Origin of the sequence: Dyella psychrodurans, assembly GCF_003363265.1 — a bacterium.
Taxonomy (GTDB): Bacteria; Pseudomonadota; Gammaproteobacteria; order Xanthomonadales; family Rhodanobacteraceae; genus Dyella_B; species Dyella_B psychrodurans.
Map to the genome: position 1 here is coordinate 167085 of NZ_QRBF01000005.1, position 23366 is coordinate 190450.

General features: G+C 62.1%; 21 protein-coding genes and 1 tRNA gene. 14 read left to right on the top strand and 8 right to left on the bottom strand.

Features of this window, described 5'->3' with window-relative positions:
• The first annotated feature begins 21 nt into the window (after positions 1 to 21).
• A complete protein-coding gene (locus DWU99_RS14000; RefSeq protein WP_115478691.1) occupies positions 22 to 1509 on the top strand; it encodes a leucyl aminopeptidase in 1488 nt (495 codons plus the stop codon).
• A 59-nt stretch (positions 1510 to 1568) separates the two neighbouring features.
• Positions 1569 to 1991 (top strand): DNA polymerase III subunit chi, encoded by a 423-nt coding sequence (locus tag DWU99_RS14005; RefSeq protein ID WP_115478692.1) that lies wholly within the window; start codon positions 1569 to 1571, stop codon positions 1989 to 1991.
• A 17-nt stretch (positions 1992 to 2008) separates the two neighbouring features.
• On the opposite strand, the gene DWU99_RS14010 is transcribed toward DWU99_RS14005, so the two are convergent.
• Positions 2009 to 5611 (bottom strand): hybrid sensor histidine kinase/response regulator, encoded by a 3603-nt coding sequence (locus tag DWU99_RS14010; RefSeq protein WP_233511145.1) that lies wholly within the window; start codon positions 5609 to 5611, stop codon positions 2009 to 2011.
• A 183-nt stretch (positions 5612 to 5794) separates the two neighbouring features.
• Here DWU99_RS14010 and DWU99_RS14015 point away from each other — a divergent pair, with 183 nt between their 5' ends.
• The 3 genes from DWU99_RS14015 to DWU99_RS14025 are packed head-to-tail and all read left to right on the top strand — an operon-like array spanning position 5795 to position 7553.
• On the top strand, positions 5795 to 6415 hold the full coding sequence (locus DWU99_RS14015; protein ID WP_115478896.1) for a YceI family protein: 621 nt from the start codon (positions 5795 to 5797) through the stop codon (positions 6413 to 6415).
• The gene (locus tag DWU99_RS14020; protein WP_115478693.1) at positions 6412 to 6993 is read left to right on the top strand and encodes a cytochrome b; all 582 of its coding nucleotides are present in this window, start codon (positions 6412 to 6414) and stop codon (positions 6991 to 6993) included. The genes DWU99_RS14015 and DWU99_RS14020 overlap by 4 nt, the downstream gene beginning before the upstream one ends.
• Positions 6990 to 7553: a YceI family protein gene (locus DWU99_RS14025; protein WP_115478694.1), complete on the top strand. Its 564-nt coding sequence runs from the start codon at positions 6990 to 6992 to the stop codon at positions 7551 to 7553. The genes DWU99_RS14020 and DWU99_RS14025 overlap by 4 nt, the downstream gene beginning before the upstream one ends.
• A gap of 28 nt (positions 7554 to 7581) precedes the next feature.
• Here DWU99_RS14025 and DWU99_RS14030 read toward each other — a convergent pair whose 3' ends face one another.
• Positions 7582 to 7827 (bottom strand): glutaredoxin family protein, encoded by a 246-nt coding sequence (locus DWU99_RS14030; RefSeq protein ID WP_115478695.1) that lies wholly within the window; start codon positions 7825 to 7827, stop codon positions 7582 to 7584.
• A 76-nt stretch (positions 7828 to 7903) separates the two neighbouring features.
• On the opposite strand from DWU99_RS14030, the gene DWU99_RS14035 reads away from it, so the two are divergent.
• On the top strand, positions 7904 to 9286 hold the full coding sequence (locus DWU99_RS14035; RefSeq protein WP_115478696.1) for an L-serine ammonia-lyase: 1383 nt from the start codon (positions 7904 to 7906) through the stop codon (positions 9284 to 9286).
• 587 nt (positions 9287 to 9873) lie between these two features.
• Here DWU99_RS14035 and DWU99_RS14040 read toward each other — a convergent pair.
• From DWU99_RS14040 to DWU99_RS14060, 5 genes are all read right to left on the bottom strand, one after another.
• Positions 9874 to 11169, bottom strand: coding sequence for a sensor histidine kinase (locus DWU99_RS14040; protein WP_115478697.1), 1296 nt, complete (start codon positions 11167 to 11169; stop codon positions 9874 to 9876).
• Positions 11153 to 11839: a response regulator transcription factor gene (locus tag DWU99_RS14045; protein WP_115478698.1), complete on the bottom strand. Its 687-nt coding sequence runs from the start codon at positions 11837 to 11839 to the stop codon at positions 11153 to 11155. The genes DWU99_RS14040 and DWU99_RS14045 overlap by 17 nt, the downstream gene beginning before the upstream one ends.
• A gap of 290 nt (positions 11840 to 12129) precedes the next feature.
• Positions 12130 to 13017: a 30S ribosomal protein S6--L-glutamate ligase gene (rimK, locus tag DWU99_RS14050; protein ID WP_115478699.1), complete on the bottom strand. Its 888-nt coding sequence runs from the start codon at positions 13015 to 13017 to the stop codon at positions 12130 to 12132.
• Positions 13014 to 13466 (bottom strand): ATP-dependent zinc protease family protein, encoded by a 453-nt coding sequence (locus DWU99_RS14055; RefSeq protein ID WP_115478700.1) that lies wholly within the window; start codon positions 13464 to 13466, stop codon positions 13014 to 13016. The genes rimK and DWU99_RS14055 overlap by 4 nt, the downstream gene beginning before the upstream one ends.
• 84 nt (positions 13467 to 13550) lie before the next feature.
• Positions 13551 to 13624, bottom strand: a tRNA-Gly gene (locus DWU99_RS14060).
• A 242-nt stretch (positions 13625 to 13866) separates the two neighbouring features.
• Here DWU99_RS14060 and DWU99_RS14065 point away from each other — a divergent pair.
• The 6 genes from DWU99_RS14065 (at position 13867) to DWU99_RS14090 (ending at position 21246) form a co-directional block, all read left to right on the top strand.
• A complete protein-coding gene (locus tag DWU99_RS14065) occupies positions 13867 to 15822 on the top strand; it encodes a DUF6600 domain-containing protein (protein WP_147292931.1) in 1956 nt (651 codons plus the stop codon).
• Between the two features lie 59 nt (positions 15823 to 15881).
• Positions 15882 to 16082 (top strand): sulfur carrier protein ThiS, encoded by a 201-nt coding sequence (gene thiS, locus DWU99_RS14070; RefSeq protein WP_115478702.1) that lies wholly within the window; start codon positions 15882 to 15884, stop codon positions 16080 to 16082.
• A 56-nt stretch (positions 16083 to 16138) separates the two neighbouring features.
• Positions 16139 to 16939: a thiazole synthase gene (locus tag DWU99_RS14075; RefSeq protein WP_115478703.1), complete on the top strand. Its 801-nt coding sequence runs from the start codon at positions 16139 to 16141 to the stop codon at positions 16937 to 16939.
• A gap of 157 nt (positions 16940 to 17096) precedes the next feature.
• Positions 17097 to 17798: a tRNA (guanosine(46)-N7)-methyltransferase TrmB gene (gene trmB / locus DWU99_RS14080; RefSeq protein WP_115478704.1), complete on the top strand. Its 702-nt coding sequence runs from the start codon at positions 17097 to 17099 to the stop codon at positions 17796 to 17798.
• Between the two features lie 309 nt (positions 17799 to 18107).
• On the top strand, positions 18108 to 19925 hold the full coding sequence (locus tag DWU99_RS14085) for an SLC13 family permease (protein ID WP_115478705.1): 1818 nt from the start codon (positions 18108 to 18110) through the stop codon (positions 19923 to 19925).
• 37 nt (positions 19926 to 19962) lie between these two features.
• Complete coding sequence (locus tag DWU99_RS14090) at positions 19963 to 21246, top strand: nucleotide sugar dehydrogenase (protein ID WP_115478706.1); 1284 nt, start codon at positions 19963 to 19965, stop codon at positions 21244 to 21246.
• Positions 21247 to 21325: 79 nt separating this feature from the next.
• Here DWU99_RS14090 and DWU99_RS14095 read toward each other — a convergent pair whose 3' ends face one another.
• Entirely contained in the window at positions 21326 to 21670 is a 345-nt protein-coding gene (locus DWU99_RS14095) for a Rieske (2Fe-2S) protein (protein WP_115478707.1), read from the bottom strand.
• Positions 21671 to 21746: 76 nt separating this feature from the next.
• On the opposite strand from DWU99_RS14095, the gene DWU99_RS14100 reads away from it, so the two are divergent.
• Together DWU99_RS14100 and DWU99_RS14105 are read left to right on the top strand one after the other, a co-directional pair.
• Positions 21747 to 22022: a hypothetical protein gene (locus DWU99_RS14100; protein WP_115478708.1), complete on the top strand. Its 276-nt coding sequence runs from the start codon at positions 21747 to 21749 to the stop codon at positions 22020 to 22022.
• Positions 22023 to 22107: 85 nt separating this feature from the next.
• Positions 22108 to 22980, top strand: coding sequence for a methylated-DNA--[protein]-cysteine S-methyltransferase (locus DWU99_RS14105; protein ID WP_115478709.1), 873 nt, complete (start codon positions 22108 to 22110; stop codon positions 22978 to 22980).
• Positions 22981 to 23366 lie beyond the last annotated feature (386 nt).

Genomic DNA, 23366 nt, shown 5'->3' on the forward strand with positions numbered 1-23366 from the left:
GTCTCCCGTAGGAACTTGACGATGACGCTTCAATTCAGCCTGGGCTCCGCTGCCCCCGAATCCGTCGAAACACCTTGCGTGCTGGTCGGCGTCTATGAAAACGGCCTGCTGACCAGCGCGGCGGCTCGCGTGGACAGCGCCGCGGGCGGAGCGATCAAGCGCCAGGTGGAAAGCGGGGACATCAGCGGCAAGGCTGGCAGCACGACGTTGTTGTTCGCGCCCGAGGGTGTGAAGGCCAAGCGCGTGCTGGTGATCGGCCTGGGCACGCAGAAGACCTTCGACGCCGCCCGCTTCCAGAAAGTGAATGCCGAAGCAGTCCGTGCGCTCGGCCGCCTGCCGATCGACGCGGCCGTGTCGTTCCTCGCCGAAGTCGATGTGCCCGGTCGTGACGCCACCTGGCGCGTGCGCACCGCGGCATTGGCCGCCGATCACGCCGCGTATCGCTACACGGCCACGTTCAAGCCGCGCGAAAAGAGCGCGCAGCCGGAACTGGGCAACATCGTCTTCGCGGGTACGGATCACGCGCAGGCCGGTCTCGATCAGGCAGCCGCGATTGCCGAAGGCGTGCGCTTTGCGCGCGAATTGGCCAATCTTCCACCCAATATCTGCAACCCGGCCTACATCGCCGAGCAGGCAGAGAAGTTTGCCGAAGGCCAGGCGAACGTCAGCTGCAAGATTCTCGATCACGAAGAAATGGCCCGGCTCGGTTTCGGCTCGCTGCTGGCCGTGGGCCGGGGTTCGGCCAACAAGCCCAAGCTGATCGTGCTCGAATACAAAGGCGGCGCGGATGACGAAAAGCCGTACGCCTTCGTCGGCAAGGGCATCACCTTCGACACCGGCGGCATCAGCCTCAAGCCCGGTCCGGGCATGGAAGAGATGAAGTTCGACATGGGCGGCGCGGCCGGCGTGCTGGGCGCGTTCGTGTCCGCGGTGAAGATGGGCCTCAAGCTCAACCTCGTCTGCGTGGTACCCGCGGTCGAGAACATGCCCGATGGCGACAGCTATCGTCCCAGCGACGTGCTCACCAGCCTTTCCGGCATCACCATCGAAGTACTCAACACCGATGCCGAAGGCCGCCTGATTCTGTGCGATGCGCTCACCTACACCGCACAGACATTCCAGCCCAAGACGCTGATCGACGCCGCCACGCTGACCGGTGCGTGCGTGATTGCACTCGGCAAACACGCCAGCGGCCTGATGAGCAAGCACGACGACCTCGCCGAAGAACTGCTCAGCGCCGGCGAGCATGCGCTCGATCGCGCCTGGCGCCTGCCGTTGTGGGACGACTATCAGGTCCAGCTCGAATCCGGTTTCGCCGACGTCGCCAACATCGGCGGCAAGAATGCCGGCGCGATCACAGCGGGCTGTTTCCTCTCGCGCTTTACCGAAGGCCAGCGCTGGGCGCATCTGGATATCGCCGGCACGGCATGGGATGAAGGCCGCAAGGGTCTCGCCACCGGTCGTCCCGTGCCGCTGCTGGCACAGTGGCTGATCGATCGCGCCGGCTGATACATCGTCCCGTCATTCCCTTTTGATCGGGAATGACGGGGCATCAAGACACGGACCTCATGCCGCGCGCCGATTTCTACCTCATTGCCAAACCGCGCTTCAGCGAGCAACCGCTGCTGCTGGTGTGCGAACTCGCGCGCAAGGCTTACGCCGCGCAGCAACCCACGCTCGTTCTTACCCGCGACTTCTCGCAGGCCGAGGCGCTGGACGAATTGCTATGGTCCTTCGACGAAGACGTCTTCATTCCGCATCAACTCGCCGGCGATGACGACGACGAACACACCGCCGTGCTCATCGCGCCGCCGGGCGTGGAATCGCCCGCCCGTCCATTGATCATCAATCTGCGCGAACAATGCCCGCAGAGTTATGGCGATCGCGTGCTGGAAGTCGTAGCCGCCGATCCTGCGGAACGCGACGGTTCACGCCTGCGCTGGCGCGAATATCAGCGGCTCGGGTTTGAAGTAAACAAGTTCGACATGTAAGAGCCTGTTCATGATCTTCATGCCGGATTCGTCTCCGATCGCGACGACAACGCAGCAGTAAGCGCGGACGCAAGCTGCACACCCGTCAACGGTTTGCGCAGGAATCCGTCGATACCCACCTGGCGACCGCGCTCGACTTCTTCCGCGCGCGTGCGTGTGGTGATGGCGACGATCGGCACATGTTCGCCCGCGCCTTCGCCCTGGCGAATCAGCTGCGCGACCTGGAATCCGTCGATGCCCGGCAGATCCAGATCCAGCAGCACCACGTCGCTCGGATCCTGCGCCAGCTCCGCCAGCGCATTGAGTCCGTGCGTCGCGCAACGTACGCGATGCCCCTGATGCTCGAGCATGCCGCGAATGGCGTTGGTGATAGTGACGTCGCTCTCGACCAGCAACACATCCAGCGATCGGCTATGGCATGCCACCACTTTCTCCTGCCGCGCCTGAATGTCTTCGCGGGAGACCTGCAACGGCAGCCGTACGCGGAAGGTGCTGCCCTCGCCCACCGTCGACGCCAGGGCGATGCTGCCGCCCATCAGGCTGACCAGTTCGTTGCAGATGGCCAATCCGAGGCCGCTGCCGATGCTGCGTTGCGGACCTTCATCCTGTTCGAAGCGACGGAACAGGCGGGCACGACTGGACTCCGAAATGCCGGGCCCCGTGTCGCTCACGTCCAGCCACAGGTAACCGTCGAGCCAACCCAGGTGGATGCCGATGCTGCCGTGCTCGGTAAATTTCACGGCGTTATTGACGAGATTGAACAACACCTGCCTGATGCGTTGCGCATCGCCGACCAGCGACGCCGGTACGTCGGCGTCGATCTGCACGCCGAGTGCGAGTCCCTTGATCTTGGCTGCGCTCCTCTGCAAGCGCTCCACATCCTGCACCACGGAGCGCACGTCGAAGGGCGCCGACTCCAGCACCAGCTTGCCTGCCTCGATACGCGCAAGATCCAGCGCATCGTTCAGCAGCTTGAGCAGCACGTTGCTCGCACGCTGCATCGACTCGGCGTATTCGCGCTGTACGTCGTTCAATGGCGTGCTCAGCAACAACTCGGCCATGCCCATCACGCCCGTCATCGGCGTGCGGATCTCATGACTGAGCGTGGCCAGGAACTGACTCTTTGCCGCACTGGCCTGCTCGGCGATCTGGTGCCGCTGCTCCGCCATCTGCATGCGATACTGATGGGCAAGGCGACGGCGCCACGCCAGCAACAGCAAAAAGGCCAGGCCGGCGACCAGACCGGCGTAGATCAGCCACGCCCACCAGCGCAGCCATGGCGGCGATTGCACGTGGATGCGCAAGGGCGCAGTCAAATAGACCCATCCACCATCCGCGCCGTGCGCCATGATGTCGAGCGTGTAGTCGCCGCTGCCCAAGCCAGTGAATTCACGCTCGCCGTGATTGTCGCGATCCACCCAATCCGCATCGAAGCCATTGAGACGGAAGCGATATTGATTGGCCCAGGGATCGATGTAGGAAAACACACGCGCCTGGATGTGCAATTGGCTATCGCGCCAACTGATTTCCAGCGGCTGCGATGACAGTGGCAGACTGCGCACGGCGCCGTTGCGCCGCACCGAGATCTGTGTGATCGCCAGCGTCGGCAGTATCGGCTTCGCATCCACCTTGTCGGGATTGAAACCCGCCACGCCGCCCACGGTCGCGGCATACAGATAGCCGCTGGGCAGCAGCGCGTAGCCGCGCGAAAACTCGCCGTTCGCCAAACCGTTCTGCAAACCGATCTGATGAAATGAACCATCGCCGGGATCGAAGCGCCACAAACCATCGCGACTGAAGACCCACACGCGCCCCCAGCAATCGACATCGATATCGACCACGTTCAACGACGGCCAGCCTTTTGCGGCATCGACCATGCGATCCATCACCAGGCCCTGTCCTTGCGGGCGGTAGTGAAACAGGCCGTTGGGAGTGGCGAGCCAGATGCCGGCACGATCGAAGTCGAACGCATCGACCGATTCGCCGACGGGTGCGCCCGGCACGGTCACGAAGCGTCCCGTGGCTTGATCCATGCGCATCAGGCCGCCATCGCTGGCGTACCAGAAGTTGCCTTTGTAAAGCATCATCTGGCTGCCCAACATCACTTTGTCGCTGGGCTTGTCCATCGGCACCACCGACACGTCCAGCGTTTCCGGATCGATACGAACGATACCGTCGCCGAATGTGCGCGCATACATCTTGCCGTCGGGGCCCGGCTCCACTTCGAGCGGACGCTTGAGCACGCTGCCCTTCGGATCGACCTGATCGAGGTGGTCATGCACATAGTCGTAGCGGAACAGGGCGCCTTGCACGGCAATCCAGAGGCGTTGGCGATAGTCCTCGGTCATGCTGTTGACGTCGCCGTGCAAACCGCTGATGACGTGCTCGACATTGCCGGTGATCGGATCCAGGCGATCGATCCTTCCTTCGCGCTCGCCGATCCACACATGCCGCCCGTCGCGCCCGCGTGCCATGGTTTTAGCCACGGAGTCGCGAAGGCTGTTCGGATCATCGGGAATGTGCGTGAAGCGGCTGAAGCTGTTCCAACCCGGCGCGAGATAACCCACGCCGCCGTCGAGCAGCGCCACCCACAAGCCACCCTCGCGATCGGACAGCGTCTGCCAGATCCAGCTGCCGGGCAGATCGCCATAAAGCAGAGGCTGATCGATCACCTCGGTGATGGGACCGTCGCGACGCGCTTGCAGATACATGCCGCGCTGCGTGCCGATCCAGAGATGTCCCGCGGCGTCGCGGGTGCTGGTCATCACATTGGTATCGTCGGGAATGGAAGGCGAACCGAAGCGCCGCGCCAGATCGTCGGCCCCTACCGCCAGCAAGCCATGTCCCGTGGCGAGACGCACTTCATCGCCATTTCCGTCGATGCGCCACGCATCCATGCTCAACGTCGGATCGGCGGGCTTGATGCGTATGAAACGCCCGTCTGACTCGCGCCGGAACACGCCCAGATCCGAGCCGACCCATAGTCGCCCCTTCGGGTCCACGTAAAGTGCAGCCACCGCACCAAGGTCTTCCGGGTGCAGACCGAGCAAGGGATTGACGACGTGTTCGAAACTGTGGCCGTCGGGCAGCATGCGGTCGAGGCCGGCGCCGGTGCCCACCCATATCGATCCGTCGGGTGTCTGCGCGACCACCCATACGCGGTCGCTGGTCAGGCTGTGCGGATCGGCCGGATCGTGCGCCCAATGCGTGAACTTGCCGGTCGTCATGTCGTAACGATTGAGGCCGGCATCGAGACCGCCGGCCCAGACATTTCCCAGCCGATCGACGATTAGCGTCGAAATGCCATTGCTGTAGAGCGAATCGGGATCGCCTTCGACGTGACGAAAAACCTCGAAGTGCACGCCATCGAAACGAGCAAGGCCGCCGCGAGTGCCAAACCACATGGCACCGCTATGGTCCTGCGCCACGGCGTAGACGCTGCTGCTGGGCAGGCCGTCGTCCATGCCATAACGGCGGAATTGCGGGGTAGGCAGTGGCGCGGCATCCGGAGCATGCACCGTGCCCGGCGGAACACGGGTGGATGAAACAGCCGCCCCGGGCGGTACATCCGTTATGGACGCACCCAGCAGGAAGGCCATGCCCAACAAGAAAACCGCCACTGTGGCCCCCTCAGGCACGCCGGACGGAACATTCCCTAAACGCTCCGCGCTAGCCACCGATCATGCCAAATCCGTGGGTCGAGCGCATGTCCCATCGGTTTGGGCCCGGCGTCGCGGATACGGCAACAATCCGTTCCCGCTCGCACGCTGGAAGCCATGCACCGTTTCGGCCAGACTCCCGCCATGAATCGCAGGCTCCCTTACCGCCTCCTGACGTTATGTTTCGGCTGTGTGCTGGCGCCATGCGCCGCGCAAGCGGCTGCCGACAGCTATCGCTACGACCCGGTGCACAGCCAGATCGTTTTCAGCATCGACCACGATGGTTTTTCGCGTCCGTTGGGCCGATTGCACGTCGCCCAGGGTCAACTTCACTTCGATCCTGACGACTGGTCCCGTTCGAGCACCGAACTGGATATCGACATGACCAGCCTGGACATGGGCGATGCCGAATGGAACAAGGCGGTCTGCAAGCCGTCATTGCTCGATTGCAAAGCGTTTCCGACGGCGCACTTCGCCAGCACCTCGGTGGAACGCAAGGACGCCACGCACGGCATCCTGCACGGCGTACTCACCCTGCACGGCGTGAATCAGCCGATCGACATTCCCTTCCGGGTCAATCGCATCGGCAAGACCATCTACGGCCTGCACACGATCGCCGGGTTCTCCGCCACGGCCTCGCTCGACCGCACCGCCTTCGGCATCACGGAATTCCCCAATGCCATCGGTCACGATGTAGCGATCTGGCTGGAACTGGAAGGAGTCCGCGATAGTCAGACATCGAACGACAACAAGGAGCATCCATGAGTCTGCGTAGCGAAAACCATCAGTGGGGATCTATCGCGAAAGGGTTCCACTGGCTGGTGGCGCTGGGAATCCTCGTCAACGGCGTGTGGGGATTGCTGATGACGGACATGTCGCCGTCGATGACCAAGATCGGCGTCTATGCCCTGCACAAGTCGATCGGGCTGACGATTCTGGCGCTGTTCTTCCTGCGCCTTGCCTGGCGTTTGTTCGATCGCGCACCGCCGGATGAACCAGCCCCCATGTGGCAACGCGTTGTCGCGCACATCACGCATGTTCTGCTGTACGGTTTCATCCTGGCCCTGCCGTTGAGCGGCTGGTGGTACAACTCGCTGCACGGCTATCCGCTGCAGTGGTTCAAGCTTTTCAACCTGCCTGCGCTTGCCGCCAAGAACGAAGATCTCTCGCATACCGCACACGAGATTCACGAATATCTTTTCTATCTCTTGCTGTTGGTGCTGATTGGTCACGTCGGCGCCGCGCTGAAGCATCATTTTTTCGACAAGGACAACGTGTTGCGACGCATGCTGCCGTTCGGTCGCGTGCATACGAGCAAGTCCCCTCAAGGAGAATCCCCATGAACTTCCGTTTGAATCAACGCGCGCTCGCCTGCCTGCTTGCCATCGCCCTGCCGTGCATCAGCCATGCAGCCGATTACACCGTGCAGCCGGCGGGTAGCACGCTCGGCTTCAGCAGCAGTTTTCAGGGCAGCGGCTTCGATGGCCATTTCGACAAATGGACTGCTGCCATCAGTTACGACCAAGCCAAGCTTGCCACGTCGAAGTTCGATGTGACGGTGGATCTGGCCAGCGCGAAAACGGGTGACAACGATCGCGACAGCGCCTTGCCGGGTTCTGATTTCTTCAACGTTGCGAAGTACCCGCAGGGACACTTCGTGACGACGGGATTCCGTCAACAAGGTGGCCAGGTGATCGCCGATGGCAACCTGACTCTACGCGGTGTCACCAAGCCGGTGAGCCTCACCGTCACGTTCAAGCCGCAAGGCAGCGGTGCGACGCTGGATGTAACCGGCACCGTGAAGCGATTGGATTTCGGTGTGGGCGGCGGTCAGTACGCCGATACATCCGTGATCGGCGCCGATGTGAAGGTCACGGCGCATTTGGTACTCGCTGCGAAATAGCAGAAGCCGTAACTTGGCTCCCTCTTCCCTATGCGGAGAGGGAGTCAAGGTTGATCCAGAGCGCCACCGTCACCGCATCAAACGGCCAATCCAGCTCACGCCCATTGCGCAGATCGCGCAGCACAGGTACCCGTGTACCGTAGCGGTCTTCCAGTTCCCGGCTGTCGTCCACCCATACGCTGTCGAAATCCGGCGCACGCGCCTCGGCCAGCACGGCCAGGGCCTGGTCGCACAGGTGACAATAATCCCGTTGATAGAGCACGAATTCAGCCATACGTATGCGAATAGACTGCCGCGGAAAGGACTCGCGCGTAGAATAGCCAGTTCACCCCCGTCATCGCAGTAGACCCATGGCCGTCAGCGCTTTCGACATCTTCAAGATCGGCATTGGCCCGTCTTCCTCCCATACCGTCGGCCCGATGCGCGCCGCAGCACGTTTTTCGGAGCGTTGGCTGGAAGAAAAAGGCGTGCTAGATCGCGTCACGCGCGTGCGCGCCGAACTCTACGGTTCGCTGGCGATGACCGGGCGTGGACATGGCACGGACAAAGCCGTGCTGCTCGGCTTCGAAGGCGAGCACCCCGATACCGTCGACCCGGACCACATCCCGGAAATTCTCAAGCGCGTGCGCACCACGAAACGCATTCGCGTTCTTGGCAAGCACGAAATCGACTTCGAAGAGAAGCGCGACCTGGTTTTCAACAAGCGCCAGAAACTGCCGTTCCACACCAACGGCATGCGCTTCTCCGCCTATGACGCCGATGGCAACGAGCTGGCCACGCGCGACTATTACTCCGTCGGTGGCGGCTTCGTGGTCAATCACGACGAAGCGGCGGAAGACCGCATCGTAGCCGACACCACCGAGCAACCCTATCCGTTCGCAACGGGAGAGCAACTGCTCGCGCTGTGCCACGAACACGGGCTGACCATCGCGCAGCTGATGATGGAAAACGAAAAAGTGTGGCGCAGCGAAGCGGACATTCGCTTCGGACTGCTCACCCTATGGAAGGCCATGCAGGGTTGCGTGGAACGCGGACTGCGCTCGCCGGGCATCTTGCCGGGCGGCCTCAAGGTGGCGCGTCGCGCACCGGCGATGGCTGCCGAGCTTCGCAACCAGCCTGAGGCATCGCTCAAAGACCCGCTCACCATTCTCGACTGGGTGAACCTCTACGCGCTGGCGGTCAACGAAGAAAACGCCGCCGGTGGCCGCGTGGTGACCGCGCCCACCAACGGAGCAGCCGGCATCGTGCCTGCCGTGCTGCACTACTACCACCGCTTCTGTCCGAAGTCCGACGAAAACGGCGTGATCGATTTTCTGCTCACGGCCGCCGCCATCGGCATTCTCTACAAGGAAAACGCCTCGATTTCCGGCGCCGAAGTAGGCTGCCAGGGCGAAGTCGGCGTCGCGTGCTCCATGGCTGCGGGTGGTCTGACAGCGGCACTGGGCGGCACGGTGCCGCAAATCGAAAACGCGGCCGAGATCGGCATGGAACACAACCTGGGCCTCACCTGCGATCCGATCGGCGGCCTGGTGCAGATTCCCTGCATCGAACGCAATGCGATGGGTTCGGTCAAAGCGATCAACGCCAGCCGCATGGCGCTCAAGAGCGACGGCAAGCATCGCGTGTCGCTCGACAAAGTCATCAAGACCATGCGCGACACCGGTCGCGACATGAAGGACAAGTACAAGGAAACCTCGCGCGGCGGTCTCGCCGTTAACGTGATCGAGTGCTGAGCACTGCCTCTGCCCATACGCAATAGCACATCATCGCTCCAGCGTTGCGGGCTGGGTTAGCACAGCGTAACTCAACAAATCTGGCAAACTGATGTTGGGTTATCCTGAGTCAACGCGGTCTACGCCACCGACCTGCCGCACTACTTACAATAACTTCAGCATTGTCCGATTACACAATGTCTATTAGACGCATATAACAGTACAGCCAAGTCATTTGGCCATTACGAAATGTGCTCGCAATAGACTCATAACAAGGACAGCCAATGAAAAAGTCAATTGTTTGGACGGTTTGCGTAACAAGCTTAGTGATCACAACTGCTTCGTTCGCGACCACAGAAAAAATGAATAGCCCAGTACAACACCTTTCTCATTTTTCTCAGACAGTACAACCATCGGATAACTGCCCAGACCTGAGATCTCAACAACAAGGTCCCCTGCCTGACTGCCCTATTTATTACGACGTAGATATTTGAGATATTTTTCAGAGAAAAACACCAAACGGTTAAAAGCTGTTTGGTGTTTTCTCATCTAGAGCCTCGAGTAAAAAACAGAATTTTTGTTATTTCGTTAACTTTTTGGCCTGCCATCTAACGATCTTCACGTTCAAATACGATACTAGCTATTGCACCGTTGGTGTCAGTTCGAGGACGCATTGACACGTTCCATCCGTAGAGTTCGCATAGACGACGCACGATCGCCAATCCCAATCCTGCGCCGCTGCCACCTGCACCCTCTCCACGTACGCCGCGCTGAAACAGTCGCTCCGCATCTTCCGGCTTGATTCCCGGACCAGTGTCGATCACGTCGATGCGGCCTTTTTCCACCCGCACAGTAACGCAGCCTTCCAGTGTGTACTTGATCGCATTGCCGATTAGGTTAGTCAGAGCCACGGACAGTACCGATGCGGGTGCGTTCACGCTGATCGATTGCTTTTCGACCAGCTCCACCTCCACAGGTTTATCGCGCAATTGCGGGCGCTGGCTTTCGATTACATCGGAAGCAACCTTGGCGACTTCGGTGGTTTCGCCACGCGTAGGGCCACGACGTTCCGCGCGCGACAGCAATAACAAAGCTTCGATCAGCTCGGTTGCCTGGCGCGAGGCGCGTTCGATACGCTTGAGGCGTTCGCGCAACTTGTCGGTCAGATCCGGCGAACCTTGCAGCAATTCGGTGGTGCTGGAAATCACCGCCAAGGGCGTGCGCAATTCGTGGCTCACATCGGAGTTGAATTCGCGATCGCGTTCGACGATGGCGGTCAGTCGCTCGGCATATTCGTCCAGCGCCTGCGCCAGTTCGCCGACTTCGTCGTCGGCAAAATGCGCCGCCAGCGGCTCGGCGCGCCCGACCTTGCGGAAATCGCGCAGGCGTCGCGCCAGCTCGGTCACAGGCTTGAGCACCTTGCGCGACAGCCACAGGCCGATGGCCAGCGACAGCAGGCTGAACAGCACCACCGACGCCACCAGCGACGTGATCAGCTGGCGCTTGCCAAGATCCTCGCGGCTGATGTCGTAGGTGAGGAAACCCACCAGGCCGTACTTGCGTGCAACGGCGAGTTTGTAGCGCCTGAGATCGCCGTTCTTTTCGACATCCTGCATGTCGTACACGCCATTGCCCAGGTTTTGCCAATCGAGGCGCGCCTTGTAGATGGTGCGGTCGCTCCAGAACCACGCTTCCATCAGCTGCGATTGATACGGCTGCTCGGGATTGGCGTGCTTGCTCTCAATGGCCTGGTTGATGTCGCTCTGCAGGCTCGCATTGACCAGCTGGTTCTCGACCTTCGCGCGCACATACAACGAAGCAACAGCAAACAACGCGCTGAGTCCGAAGCCAAACAGCGCGAAGGATACGATTAAGCGAAATCGCAGCTTACGCCTGGACTGCATCCGGATCGACCATGCGGTAACCGATGCCGTGTCTGGTGTGGATCAACGCCTTCTCGAACGGCTTGTCGATCGCGGCGCGCAGACCGTGGATGTGCACGCGCAGACTGTCGCTGTCGGGCAGTTCTTCGCCCCACACTTTTTGCTCGAGATCCTGGCGCGTCACCACTGAAGGACTCGCTTCCATCAGCGCCTGCAGCAACTTCAGGCCGATCGGATTGAGCTGGATCGACTTCCCTTCGCGCGTGACCGTGAGCGTATCCAGGTTGTAGGTAAGGTCGGCCACCTTGAGCACGCGGCTCTGTGGTCCCTTGCCGCGACGCGCCAGTACTTCCAGGCGCGCAGCCAGTTCCTGCAGGGCGAAGGGCTTGGTCATGTAGTCGTCGGCGCCGGATTCGAAGCCGGTGAGCTTCTGTTCCAGGGCGTCGCGGGCGGTCAGCATCAGCACCGGCGTCTGCTTGTGCGCCTCGTGGCGCAGTTTGCGTGCGACGTCCAGGCCATCCATGCCGGGCAACGTCAGATCGAGCACGATGACGTCGAAGTCGTGGACGACGGCCAGATGCAGGCCAGTGACGCCATCTCCCGCGAAATCCACGACATGGCCGCGATCTTCCAGATAGTCGCCAATATTGGTCGCGATATCGCTGTTGTCTTCAATCACCAGAACGCGCATGCGTCTCTCCGATACGCAACCGGCGCACAGGCCGGCGGAGGCTCAAGCTTAACGAGTGAGGGCGCCAAATGTTAAGCGAAATACTGAACAAGAGCTGGCGACTTTCGGTTAGACAAAGAAAAAGCCCGGACACCGCGACCGTGTGTCGCCGCATCCGGGCTGAAGCTACTGCCCCGATACCGTCGTCTGCTGTCACCGGACCTTGCGATTGAAGTGGCGAGCAAACAAACAGTGGAGCCTTTATAGGAGGGGGGCGGTTACGTGGCAGTTAACGCGCACTCACTGCGTGGTTAACGCGCGGATTTGCCTGCATTCTGCTCAAGGTGACGGATGATTTTCTCAGATACGTTGACACCCGACGCCGCCTCGATGCCCTCCAGCCCGGGCGAAGCGTTGACTTCCAGCACCAGGGGGCCGCGATTGGAACGAAGCAGGTCGACGCCCGCGATGCCCAACCCCAGGGCTTGGGCGGCGTTGACCGAAATACGCTTTTCGGCCGCCGTCAGTTTGGCAGCCACCGCCGTGCCGCCACGATGCAGGTTGGCGCGAAACTCGCCCGGAACCGCCTCGCGCTGCATCGCGGCGACCACCTGCCCGCCGACGACGAAACAGCGCAGGTCGCTGCCCTTGGCTTCGGCGATGAACTCCTGCACCAGGAAGTTGGCGTAAAGGCCACGGAACGCTTCCACCACGCTTTGCGAGGCGCTGCGCTTTTCCGCCAGCACCACGCCCGTGCCCTGGCTGCCTTCGTTGAGCTTGATGACATGCGGCGGATCGCCGAGCATCTCCAGCACGTCGGTGGTGTCGTCCGGGTTGTCACCGAATACGGTCACCGGCATATCCAAGCCTTTTGCGGCCAGGATCTGCAGACAGCGCAACTTGTCGCGCGCGCGCAGCACGGCGTCGGACGAATTGGGCGTGTACACACCCATCATCTCGAGCTGCCGCAGTACCGCCGTACCGTAAAACGTGCTCGATGTACCGATGCGCGGAATCGCCGCATCGAAATCGTGCAGCGCCTTGCCCTTGTAGCGAATTTCCACCGAGCCCGGCGCAATGCGCACATAGCAGCGCAGCGGATCGAGTACGCGCACCACGTGGCCGCGCTCGCGTGCCACTTCCACCAGGCGCTGCGTCGAATAGAGCCGCGCGTTGCGCGAGAGGATGGCGATTTTCATGGGTTGTCCATCGTCGTGTGCGCGTGGCGTGGAAGGGTATAGGAGAGGGATGGATCGACGGCAAAACGCCCCATCAGGGCAGTACGTCCCAACAGCATAGGGAACAGCATGTGGCGGCGATCAGTCAGATTCATGTCAACCTCGAAACGTTCGCCCGCCAGCATCACATCGGTGCGGATGAACCAGCGTTCGCTGCGGCCGCCGCCGGTATCCACCACCACACGCCGGTCGCAGGCCGGCGCTTCGCAATGCACATGGCGCGCGGAACGTCGCCCCAGGCCGACCGTGAAACGCAACCAGGTCGCACCATCGCGCGCAAACGCTTCCAGCTCGTCCACATGCAGGGAGCTGCTGCGGGCACCGGTGTCGAGCTTGACCTTGAGCGAAGCGATGCCGAACTGGGGCAATGCCAGCCGCTCCCGCCATCCGAGGGTAATCACGTTCGCCATGTCAGCTCACGCTGTCGGGTTTGGAATGTCTCGGTGGGGAGCCGGATGAAATTTACTGCACGTCCATTTCCCACTATCGGGAAGTGGAGCGGGTGAAGGGAATCGAACCCTCGTCAGTAGCTTGGGAAGCTACAGCTCTACCATTGAGCTACACCCGCAATGCCCGGCGATGGTAACTGGCGGCTGGTGCTTTTGGAATCCTGAGGACGAATCGGCTCTTTTCGGCCAGGACAGCGTCGTATGAACTGGAGATAGCGGCAGCCTGAACCGCCCAAACTAAACGCCCGGCAACAGGCACTCACTCCCTAAGCCAAAGCTCATAATTCGTCTGCAACATCCCCATATACACGGACGAATACGGGAGCGCGACCGCCTCGCGCACCACTGCACGGAGAAACCCATGCGTGCGTTAAGTTCTTTAGTGTCGATGTCCCGCGGTTTGCACGTCTTGCTCGCCGCCCTCCTCCTTGTGTGCACCACCGGTCTTGCCTGGGCCCAGTCGGACGACGGCCAGGGTGATGCCGGCGACCCGCCAACGCGCGTGGCGCGGCTTTCCTATGCGTCCGGCGACCTGGGCCTGATGCCTGCGGGCAGCACCAGCTGGAGCGCGGCCGACGTCAATCGACCGCTGACCAACGGCGACAAACTCTCCAGCGGACCGGACGCGCGCGCCGAACTCGAACTCGACGGCGCCTCGCTGCGCATCAACGGGCAGAGCGACATCGGCGTACTCAACCTCAACGACCAGATCGGCCAATTCGAACTGACCCAGGGCACGCTCAACCTCACCGTGCGCATCCTCGCCCAGGGTTCGAGCTACGAAGTCGATACGCCGACGCTCGCCCTGGTGATGGATCAACCCGGCACCGTGCGCCTGGATGTGGGCCCGAATGGCGCCTATACCACCGTCACCGTATTCAACGGCAACGCCGTCGTCTTCGGCGAAAACCAGGCACAACGCGATATCTACAGCGGGCGCAGCTACCAGTTCGCCGATTCCACCCTGAACAATGTCGCCATCACCGACGTCGCCGGCGGCGGCGATGCCTTCGACGCATGGTGCGCCAATCGGGACGCGCAGTACGGAAGCAATATCACCAGCGCCCAGTACGTGTCGGACGAGATGGTCGGCGCGCAGGATCTGAATCAATACGGCACCTGGCAAAACGACGAGGATTACGGTGCCGTGTGGTATCCGGGCAATGTCGCCGCTGGCTGGGCGCCCTACGCCTTCGGCTACTGGGCATGGATCTCGCCCTGGGGCTGGACCTGGGTGGACAACCTGCCGTGGGGCTTTGCGCCGTATCACTATGGCCGCTGGGCCTACCTTCACGGCAGATGGGGATGGATGCCGGGCCCGCGGCATGTGCGCCCCATCTATGCACCTGCGCTGGTCGCTTTCGCCGGCGTCGGCCGGGGCGGCCCTGTCGGCTGGTTCCCGCTTGGGCCGCATGAGGTCTACAACCCGTGGTATCGCGCCTCGCGGAACTACTACACCAACATCAACACCAGCAACATCGCGCTCGGCCGCGGCTATAACCAAGGTGCGTTGATCAACAACATCCGCAGCCAGTACGCGCTCTATCAAGCCGGTCGTCCCGTGACGGGCGTGACGTACGCCAATCGCGATGCACCGCACGCCTTCACGGCGGTCTCGGCCCAAGCCTTCGCGAGTGCGCAGAACGTGCAGCACAATCGGGTTGCGATGAATCCGCAACAGATCGCCACCGCATCCGCGATCGCACCGGCCGCGTTGCAGCGACCCACGCCGGCCAGCTTCGCCCAGGCTCGACTGGTCGATGCGCGTCCCTTGCCGGCGGCAGGATTCAACCGCCAAGTGGTTGCGGTGGGCAAACCTTCGCCGTCGGTCAACGCCGGCGCATCGTTCCGAGCCGGTCAATCCACTTCCAATGTGGTCGTGCTTGGCGCTCGTTCCAGCCTGGCCAATCATCCCGACGTCGCTGAGCAGCCACGTGTGGCCGGTCCCGCCGCGCCGGTTCAAACGCAAGTGAATCCGCGTCCGGCCGTGCTTCCCCAGGTGCCGCATTTCGAGGCGGCACAGCAGATCCAGCAGGTGCAACAAGCACCGCACTTCCAATCGCAGTCGTACCAACAGCCTCAGCAGCAAATCGAACAACAGCGGTTCGAGGCGGCGGAGCGCTCGCACGAATACGTGCCCCCGCAACGTCAGATGGCGCCTGACCCGTCGTACCAGCCGTACCGCAATGTGCCTACGCCACAGCAGTACGCGCGCCCGGAGTTTGCTCGCCCCGAGTCTGAGGCGCACCCGCAAAACGCGCCCAGGCCACACGTCAGCGCACCGCCCGCCCACAGCAGCAACCCGAATCAGCATTGAGCAAGCTGCAGTGCCACAGGCCCGGCCAACCGCCGGGCCTGTGCCGTTACAATAGGCGGATGCAGATCACTCTCAACGGCCACCCGCACGACTGCGGCCAAGGCACCACCGTCACCCAGTTGCTCCACCAGGCCGGCTACGGCGGCCGTCGCGTCGCGGTGGAGGTGAATCAGGAAATCGTGCCCCGCAGTCAGCACGACGGCCATGAACTATGCGCGGGCGATCGAGTGGAGATCGTTCACGCCATCGGCGGCGGCTGATCGTCGCGCCTGCTGTTTTCCCGCGCGCCCCGCGCTTTGCATGTCGACACATCCCCATGAACATCAAAACGCTCGACACCACCGATCCTCTCATCATCGCCGGCAAGAGCTACGGCTCGCGCCTGCTGACCGGCACCGGCAAGTACAAGGATCTCGATGAGACGCGACGCGCCAGCCAGGCCGCCGGCGCCCAGATCGTCACCGCCGCCATCCGGCGCGTGAACCTGGGCCAGGACCCGAGCGCACCCAACCTGCTCGATGCGCTGCCGCCCCACGAATTCACCCTGCTGCCCAACACCGCCGGCTGCTACAACGCGGTCGACGCCGTGCGCACCTGCAAGCTGGCGCGCGAACTGCTGGACGGCCATAAGCTGGTGAAGCTGGAAGTGCTCGGCGACGAGCGCACGCTTTATCCGGATGTGATCGAAACGCTCAAGGCCGCCGAACAACTCGTGGCCGACGGCTTCGACGTGATGGTCTACACCACCGACGATCCCATCCTCGCGCGCAAACTGGAGGAAATCGGCTGCGTCGCCGTGATGCCGCTGGCTGCGCCGATCGGTTCGGGCTTGGGCATCCAGAACAAATACAACCTGCTGGAAATCATCGAGAACGCCAAAGTGCCGGTGATCGTGGACGCCGGTGTCGGCACCGCATCCGACGCAGCGATCGCGATGGAACTGGGCTGCGACGGTGTGCTGATGAACACGGCTATCGCCGGCGCCAAGGATCCAGTGCTGATGGCGCATGCGATGAAGCTGGCCATTGAAGCGGGCCGTGCCGCTTTCCGTGCCGGCCGCATTCCGCGCAAGCGCTATGCCTCGGCATCAAGCCCCATCGACGGCACCATCGGCTGAGACGCTTTGCTTCCTCTCCCCTTTGGGGAGAGGATTGAGGTGAGGGGCCAAGGCTTGCCTCAAGCCTCAATAGAACCACGCTTCGACTGACTTCCAACGCAAGGCTTCCCCTCACCCCAGCCCTTTCCCCGAAGGGGAGAGGGAGTCAAGATTTCGCATGACCGACTCTTTCGATCACGACAATCTGCATCTACGCCGCATCCGCAGCTTCGTGCTGCGGGAAGGCCGCCTGACGCCCGCCCAGCAACGCGCCTTCGAAACGCATTGGGCGCGCTTCGGCATCGACTACACCGGCACCGCGCAGCATTTCGACGCGCATTTCGGTCGCCAGGTGCCGCGCGTACTGGAAATCGGCTTCGGCAATGGCGAAGCCCTGGCCTGGGCCAGCGAGCACGACCTGGCCCGCGATTACATCGGCGTGGAAGTGCATGGCCCGGGCGTCGGCCGGCTGATGAATGCGTTGGCGGCGCGGGATGCAGCCAACGTGCGCCTCTACAAGCACGATGCGGTCGAAGTGCTGGAGCACGAGATTCCACCCGGCACGCTCGCCGAGGCGCGCATCTGGTTTCCCGACCCCTGGCACAAGAAGCGGCACAACAAGCGACGCATCGTGCAGCCTGAGTTCGTCGCCCTGCTCGCTTCGCGCATGGCGCCCGGTGGCTTGCTGCACCTGGCGACGGATTGGGAACCCTATGCGCAGCACATGCTCGAGGTGATGGAAGCCGCTCCGGATTGGCGCAATGCCGTAGCTCCGGGCCAATACGCGGAAAAACCGGACTGGCGTATCGAAACGCATTTCGAGCGGCGCGGATTGAAACTCGGCCACGGCGTGTGGGATCTGCTCTACCGCAAGGCCTGAGCACTTCACCGCACGCTGTCGCCACTCGCCACATCCCGGCCCCTGCGTGCAGCAGGGGCGCCACCGAGCAAAGGCTTCATCCCCTCCCAGCCTCCCTCTGCTGCACGCAGGGGGTGGAGTAAAAGCGCTCATGCGCAGCCGCGTATCCGCAATGCGGCAACGGTTCACCAGTCCTCACGCCCCGACGCTTATACTCCTGCGTCAAACAGGGAAGAGTCACCGCGTGAAGCCACTGCTGCCCAACCGCATCCAGCCGTGCACGGCGCCCGCCAGGGACGATCGGTAGTGGCGCTGACCCTCACCCCCGAAATGATCCTGGTACTCGGGCTGGTGTGTTTCACCATGCTCATGCTGGTGTTGGAGTGGATCCGCGCCGACATGGTGGCGCTGCTGGTGGTGGTGGTGATCGGCCTGACCGGCCTGATTCCCTCGGATCGCGTCTTCAACGGCTTCGCCGGTAACGCCGTGATCGCGATCATCGCGATCATGATCATGGGCCAGGGACTCGACCGGGCCGGCGTGCTGGGCCTGACCGCGCAATTCGTGATGCGCATGGCGCGCGGCAAGGAATCGCGCCTGGGCGTGGTGATCAACGCCGTGACCAGCCTTTTCAGCGCAGTGATTCCGAGCCAGGCGCTGGCCGCGCTGATGATCCCGGTCACCAGCCGACTTTCCGCGCGCACCGGCGTGCCGATTTCGCGCCTGCTGCTGCCGATGGCGTTCTGCATTCTCACCGCCACCAACACCACGCTGATCGCGAATTCGCCGCTGATCGTCCTCAACGACCTGATCGCCAGCGCCAACGCCAACCTGCCGCCCGGCGCGCAGACGGTGCCCAAGTTCGGCTTGTTCAGCGTGACACCGGTCGGTCTCGCGCTGGCCATAGCGGGCGTGCTGTTCTTCTACTTGTTCACCAACAAGCTGCTGCCCGAGCGCGAAGACGAACGCCAGAAGGTCACGCCGGGTCGTACCGAAAGCTACTTTGCGGAAACCTACGGCATCGTCGGCGAAACCGCCGAACTCACCGTCACCGCCGAAAGCCCGCTGGTGGGCATGAGCATCGGCGAAGTGGAACAGTTGTACGGCGCGCCGCTGATCCTCGCCATCAAGAGCGGCAACGATGCGCGCATGGCGCCGCCGGCCGATCAGGTGATCTGGGTGGGTTCGATTCTCGGCGTGCTCGGTCCGCGCGACGACCTCAACCGTTTCGCCAACAACCAGTTGTGCAAGGTTTCGCCGCGCATGCGCCAGTTGGGCGAGCTGTTCAATCCGACGCGCGCAGGTATTTCGGAGGCGGTGATTCCGCCGAGTTCGCGTTTCCTCAAGCAATCGGTCGGCGAACTGCGCCTGCGCAAGCGCTACGGCATTTCGGTGCTGGCGGTGACGCGCGGCGACCACATCTATCGCGACGATCTGCGCACGGTAAGCCTGCGCACCGGCGATACGCTGGTGTTGCATTCCAGCTGGCGCGCGCTGCAGGAAGTGTCGGAAGAAAAAGATCTCGTCGTCATCACCGACGTCCCGCGCGAAGAGCAACGCCCCAACAAGGTGTGGCAGGCGGTCGGTTTTTTCCTGCTGGCAAAGAGTCTCGCGCTCTTCACCAATCTCGACCTTTCCATCGCGATGATGACCGGCGCCATCGGCATGCTGCTCACCGGCGTGCTGAACATGGACGAGGCCTACCGCGCGGTGAACTGGAAAACCATCTTCGTGACCGCCTGCCTGATTCCGCTGGGTTGGTCGATGGATTCCACCGGCACCGCCGCGTGGCTCGCGCAGGAAGTACTGTTGCACCTCGGGCATGCGTCGCCGTGGATTCTGCAGACGTCGCTGGCGATTCTCACGCTGCTGTTCTCGCAAGTGATGTCGAACGTGGGCGCCACGGTGATGATGGTGCCCGTGGCGATCAGCGTGGCCGTCGCGACCGGTGGCAACCCTTCCGCTTACGCGCTTATCGTCGCTGTTTCTTCGTCCAACACCTTCCTGTTGAGCTCGGGCCACCCTGCCCTGATGATGGTGACGGGTCCTGGCGACTACAGCAGCAGGGACTTCCTGCGCGCCGGCGTACCGCTGACGTTTATCGTGCTGCTGATCACATTGATCGCCATCAACCTTATGTACCGCTAAAACGACCGACTGCCCGCCCATCCTGAGCAAAGCACACGTGACAAAACATCCCAGCGATCCCCGTCTTGCGGTCATCGGACTCGGTTATGTCGGCCTGCCGCTCGCGGTGGAGTTCGGCCGCCTGTTCGATACGCTCGGCTACGACATCGACGCGGTGCGCGTCGACGCCTTGCGGCGCGGCGCGGACGGCAACCAGGAAACATCCGTTGAAGAATTGGCCGCCGCGACGCAACTGCGCTTCGCCACGGATATCGAATCGCTGCGCGACCGCAACGTCTTCATCATCACCGTGCCCACGCCGGTAGACGAGCATAAACGCCCCGATTTCATGCCCCTGATTCGCGCCAGCCAGATGGTCGGCAGCGTACTGAAGAAGGGCGATGTGGTGATCTACGAATCCACGGTGTATCCGGGTGCTACCGAAGAAATCTGCGTGCCGGAACTGGAGCGCGCATCCGGTCTTCGCTTCAACGTCGACTTCACCGTCGGCTACAGCCCTGAGCGCATCAATCCCGGCGACAAGCAACGACGACTCACCACGATCCCCAAGATCACCTCGGGCTCCACGCCCGACACCGCGGATTTTGTCGATGCGCTGTATGCGCGCATCATCACCGCGGGCACGCATAAAGCGCCGAGCCTGAAAGTCGCGGAAGCTGCCAAAGTCATCGAGAACACGCAACGCGACGCCAATATCGCGCTGATCAACGAATTCGCGCTGATCTTCCATCGCCTCGGCATCGACACGCAGGATGTGCTTGCCGCTGCCGGCACCAAGTGGAATTTCCTGCCCTTTCAGCCAGGACTCGTCGGCGGACATTGCATTGGCGTCGACCCCTACTACCTGATCCAGAAAGCGCAATCGACTGGCTACTACCCGGACATTCTCCTGGCCTGCCGGCGCATCAATGATGCGATGGGCCAGCACGTCGCCAGCGAAGTGATCAAGCTGATGGTGGGCCAGGGTCATGCGATACGCGGCAGTCGCGTGCTGGTGCTCGGGTTGACCTTCAAGGAAAACTGTCCCGACTTGCGCAACACGCGCGTCGTCGACCTGGTACGTGAACTGCAAAGCTTCGGCGCTGCCGTCGATGTACATGATCCATGGGCCGACGCGGACGAAGCGCACAAGCACTACGGCGTGACCTTGATCCCGAACGTAGAAGCAAAGGGAAACTATGCCGCCGTCGTACTTGCTGTAGCGCACGAGCAGTTCAAATCGGGCGAGGCCTACGACATGCGTGCGTTCACGATGCCCAACGGCGTGGTGTACGACATCAAAGGCGTGCTGCCGAAAGAGCTCGTCGACGCTCGCCTCTAATTCCATCCAGCCCTATTCGTTAAGCCCTCTCCCTTCGGAGAGAGGGGTGGATGAGGGGCCGCGCTTGCGAAAGTGCGAATCAGATATCCAGCAACACGTCGCCGTGCTCGACGCGCACCGGCACCGTGCGCAGGCTTTCGCCACGGCACGGGCCGCCGATGCATTCACCGTTGTCGACGTTGAAGGACGCACCATGCGCCGCACAAACCAGCATGCCGCGCGAGATCAGGAATTTGCCCGGCGCCCAATCCAGGCGACGACCGGCATGCGGACAGATGTTCAGCCACGCGTTCACGCGTTCGCCCTGGCGCAGCAGAATCACGCTTTCTTCGCCGTACGGCAGCATGACATCCAGCGCCATCGCCTCGCCGTCGAGCATCTCATCGAGCCGGCACAGGTGGTGGGGGGAGGTGGCTGTATCCATCGGCACTTGCCTTGGAGGCCGGTTGGCCTCATCGTTACACGCGTAAGTCCTTGATTTTACCATACGGATTTTTAACATGCGCATCGTTCTTCCCCTGATGCATCGTCGTCGTCACCCTCTGGCCCAGGCATTGTCCCTGGTGCTGGGCCTGATCGTCATTGGTGTTCTGATGGTATTTGGGCTGGTGATGGCTGGTGTGCTGATGGTGGGTGGCGCGATGTGGCTGGTGTGGCGCCAGTGGAAACAGCACGCGCGCGTGGCGAAACCGGCTGCCAGCAAAGCGCGCGATCCTGAAGTATTGGAAGGCGAGTACGTGGTGATTCGCCATCATTCCCGGCCGGTCGCGCACTGACCGCGCATCGCCCAGCGCGCAAGATTCGGATAGCTGTCATCGGGTGCCGAACTTAAGCTGACGGCGCCCTATCCAGGATGCCGCCATGCGCAACTCGCCCGCCACGCTTGAAGCCCCTCTGGAACGTGTTCGCGCGCTGATCGAACGCGCGGATGAAGCGCCGTCGCTAGCGGCGTTGGCGGACGCGGCCAAGCTGAGCCCCAGCCATTTGCAACGCGCGTTCCGCCGCCGCTATGGCATGAGTCCGTCGGAATACCATCGCGCACGTCGATTCGGCCAATTCAAGAGCGCCTTGCGCAAAGGCGCTGCCGTGGCCGACGCCGTATACGACGCAGGATTCAGTTCCGGCAGTCGCGTGTATGAGCACACCAATCGCCTGCTGGGTATGACACCCGCCAGCTATCGGGCGGGTGGTGCCGGTGCCAGCATTCGCTACACCACCACGCGCACATCGCTGGGACAGCTGCTGGTCGCCGCCACGGCAAAAGGCATTTGCGCCGTCACGCTCGGCGTTGACGATGAAGAACTGGAGCAGCGGCTCGCATCGGAATTCCCGCACGCCTCGCGCGAGCGCGTCGACAACGGTCGTGAGGAATGGCTCGATGCGGTGATCGCACGCATTGCCAGCGAATTGGGGTGGAGCGGCAAAGCCGCGCCGGAACTTCCGCCGTTGGATATCGCGGCGACCGCTTTTCAATGGCGCGTTTGGGAAGCGCTGACGCGGATTCCTGCAGGCACGACCAAGAGTTATGGCGAACTTGCCGCCGAGTTGGGGCAGCCTGGCGCTGCGCGTGCTATCGGTCGCGCGTGTGGAAGCAATCGCCTGGCGTTGATCGTGCCTTGCCATCGCATTGTGCGTGAGGATGGTTCGTTGGGTGGTTGGCGTTGGGGTGTGGAGCGTAAGCGTGTGTTGTTGGAGCGGGAGCTCCAAAGGAACAACGTGCGTCGGAAAGCTTAGGTGTTCAAGTTGAGAAGCACTGGGACTTTTCGTCAGTGCGCGTACTCTCCAAATGTTCGGAAAGCTGCCCTGAAGCGAATCACTCAGTGAGCGCAGTTTTTTGCATTTGATTTCTTCATTACTCGCGCGATGCTTCACGGTCGTCACTCTGGCGAAGGCTGGGACCCAGTGGCGTCGGTTTTTGGTTGGGCGTCATCGCCAGGTTGCTCGCCTGCGCGGCGGGCGTTTCGACCGTCTGCCGACGGCCGAGTCACTTTTCTTTGCGTGCTCAAAGAAAAGTAACCAAAAGAAAGAGCACCCCGGAGCCGGTGCTCTCCGGGCTACGCCCTCCGAGGCGTGAGCTGGGGCCGGGCTTTTCGACAGGGCTTCCTGCCCTGGCGAAAAGG

Excerpts from the sequence above, each read along its gene's own strand:
- DWU99_RS14020 (WP_115478693.1), top strand. The coding sequence starts at position 6,412 with ATGAGTCTGCGTAGCGAAAACCATCAGTGGGGATCTATCGCGAAAGGG.
- DWU99_RS14055 (WP_115478700.1), bottom strand. The coding sequence starts at position 13,466 with ATGGCGAACGTGATTACCCTCGGATGGCGGGAGCGGCTGGCATTGCCC.
- DWU99_RS14015 (WP_115478896.1), top strand. The coding sequence starts at position 5,795 with ATGAATCGCAGGCTCCCTTACCGCCTCCTGACGTTATGTTTCGGCTGT.
- DWU99_RS14085 (WP_115478705.1), top strand. The coding sequence starts at position 18,108 with ATGATCCTGGTACTCGGGCTGGTGTGTTTCACCATGCTCATGCTGGTG.
- trmB (WP_115478704.1), top strand. The coding sequence starts at position 17,097 with ATGACCGACTCTTTCGATCACGACAATCTGCATCTACGCCGCATCCGC.
- DWU99_RS14075 (WP_115478703.1), top strand. The coding sequence starts at position 16,139 with ATGAACATCAAAACGCTCGACACCACCGATCCTCTCATCATCGCCGGC.
- DWU99_RS14030 (WP_115478695.1), bottom strand. The coding sequence starts at position 7,827 with ATGGCTGAATTCGTGCTCTATCAACGGGATTATTGTCACCTGTGCGAC.
- DWU99_RS14005 (WP_115478692.1), top strand. The coding sequence starts at position 1,569 with ATGCCGCGCGCCGATTTCTACCTCATTGCCAAACCGCGCTTCAGCGAG.
- DWU99_RS14035 (WP_115478696.1), top strand. The coding sequence starts at position 7,904 with ATGGCCGTCAGCGCTTTCGACATCTTCAAGATCGGCATTGGCCCGTCT.
- DWU99_RS14065 (WP_147292931.1), top strand. The coding sequence starts at position 13,867 with ATGCGTGCGTTAAGTTCTTTAGTGTCGATGTCCCGCGGTTTGCACGTC.
- rimK (WP_115478699.1), bottom strand. The coding sequence starts at position 13,017 with ATGAAAATCGCCATCCTCTCGCGCAACGCGCGGCTCTATTCGACGCAG.
- thiS (WP_115478702.1), top strand. The coding sequence starts at position 15,882 with ATGCAGATCACTCTCAACGGCCACCCGCACGACTGCGGCCAAGGCACC.
- DWU99_RS14105 (WP_115478709.1), top strand. The coding sequence starts at position 22,108 with ATGCGCAACTCGCCCGCCACGCTTGAAGCCCCTCTGGAACGTGTTCGC.
- DWU99_RS14025 (WP_115478694.1), top strand. The coding sequence starts at position 6,990 with ATGAACTTCCGTTTGAATCAACGCGCGCTCGCCTGCCTGCTTGCCATC.
- DWU99_RS14100 (WP_115478708.1), top strand. The coding sequence starts at position 21,747 with ATGCGCATCGTTCTTCCCCTGATGCATCGTCGTCGTCACCCTCTGGCC.
- DWU99_RS14040 (WP_115478697.1), bottom strand. The coding sequence starts at position 11,169 with ATGCAGTCCAGGCGTAAGCTGCGATTTCGCTTAATCGTATCCTTCGCG.
- DWU99_RS14000 (WP_115478691.1), top strand. The coding sequence starts at position 22 with ATGACGCTTCAATTCAGCCTGGGCTCCGCTGCCCCCGAATCCGTCGAA.
- DWU99_RS14095 (WP_115478707.1), bottom strand. The coding sequence starts at position 21,670 with ATGGATACAGCCACCTCCCCCCACCACCTGTGCCGGCTCGATGAGATG.
- DWU99_RS14045 (WP_115478698.1), bottom strand. The coding sequence starts at position 11,839 with ATGCGCGTTCTGGTGATTGAAGACAACAGCGATATCGCGACCAATATT.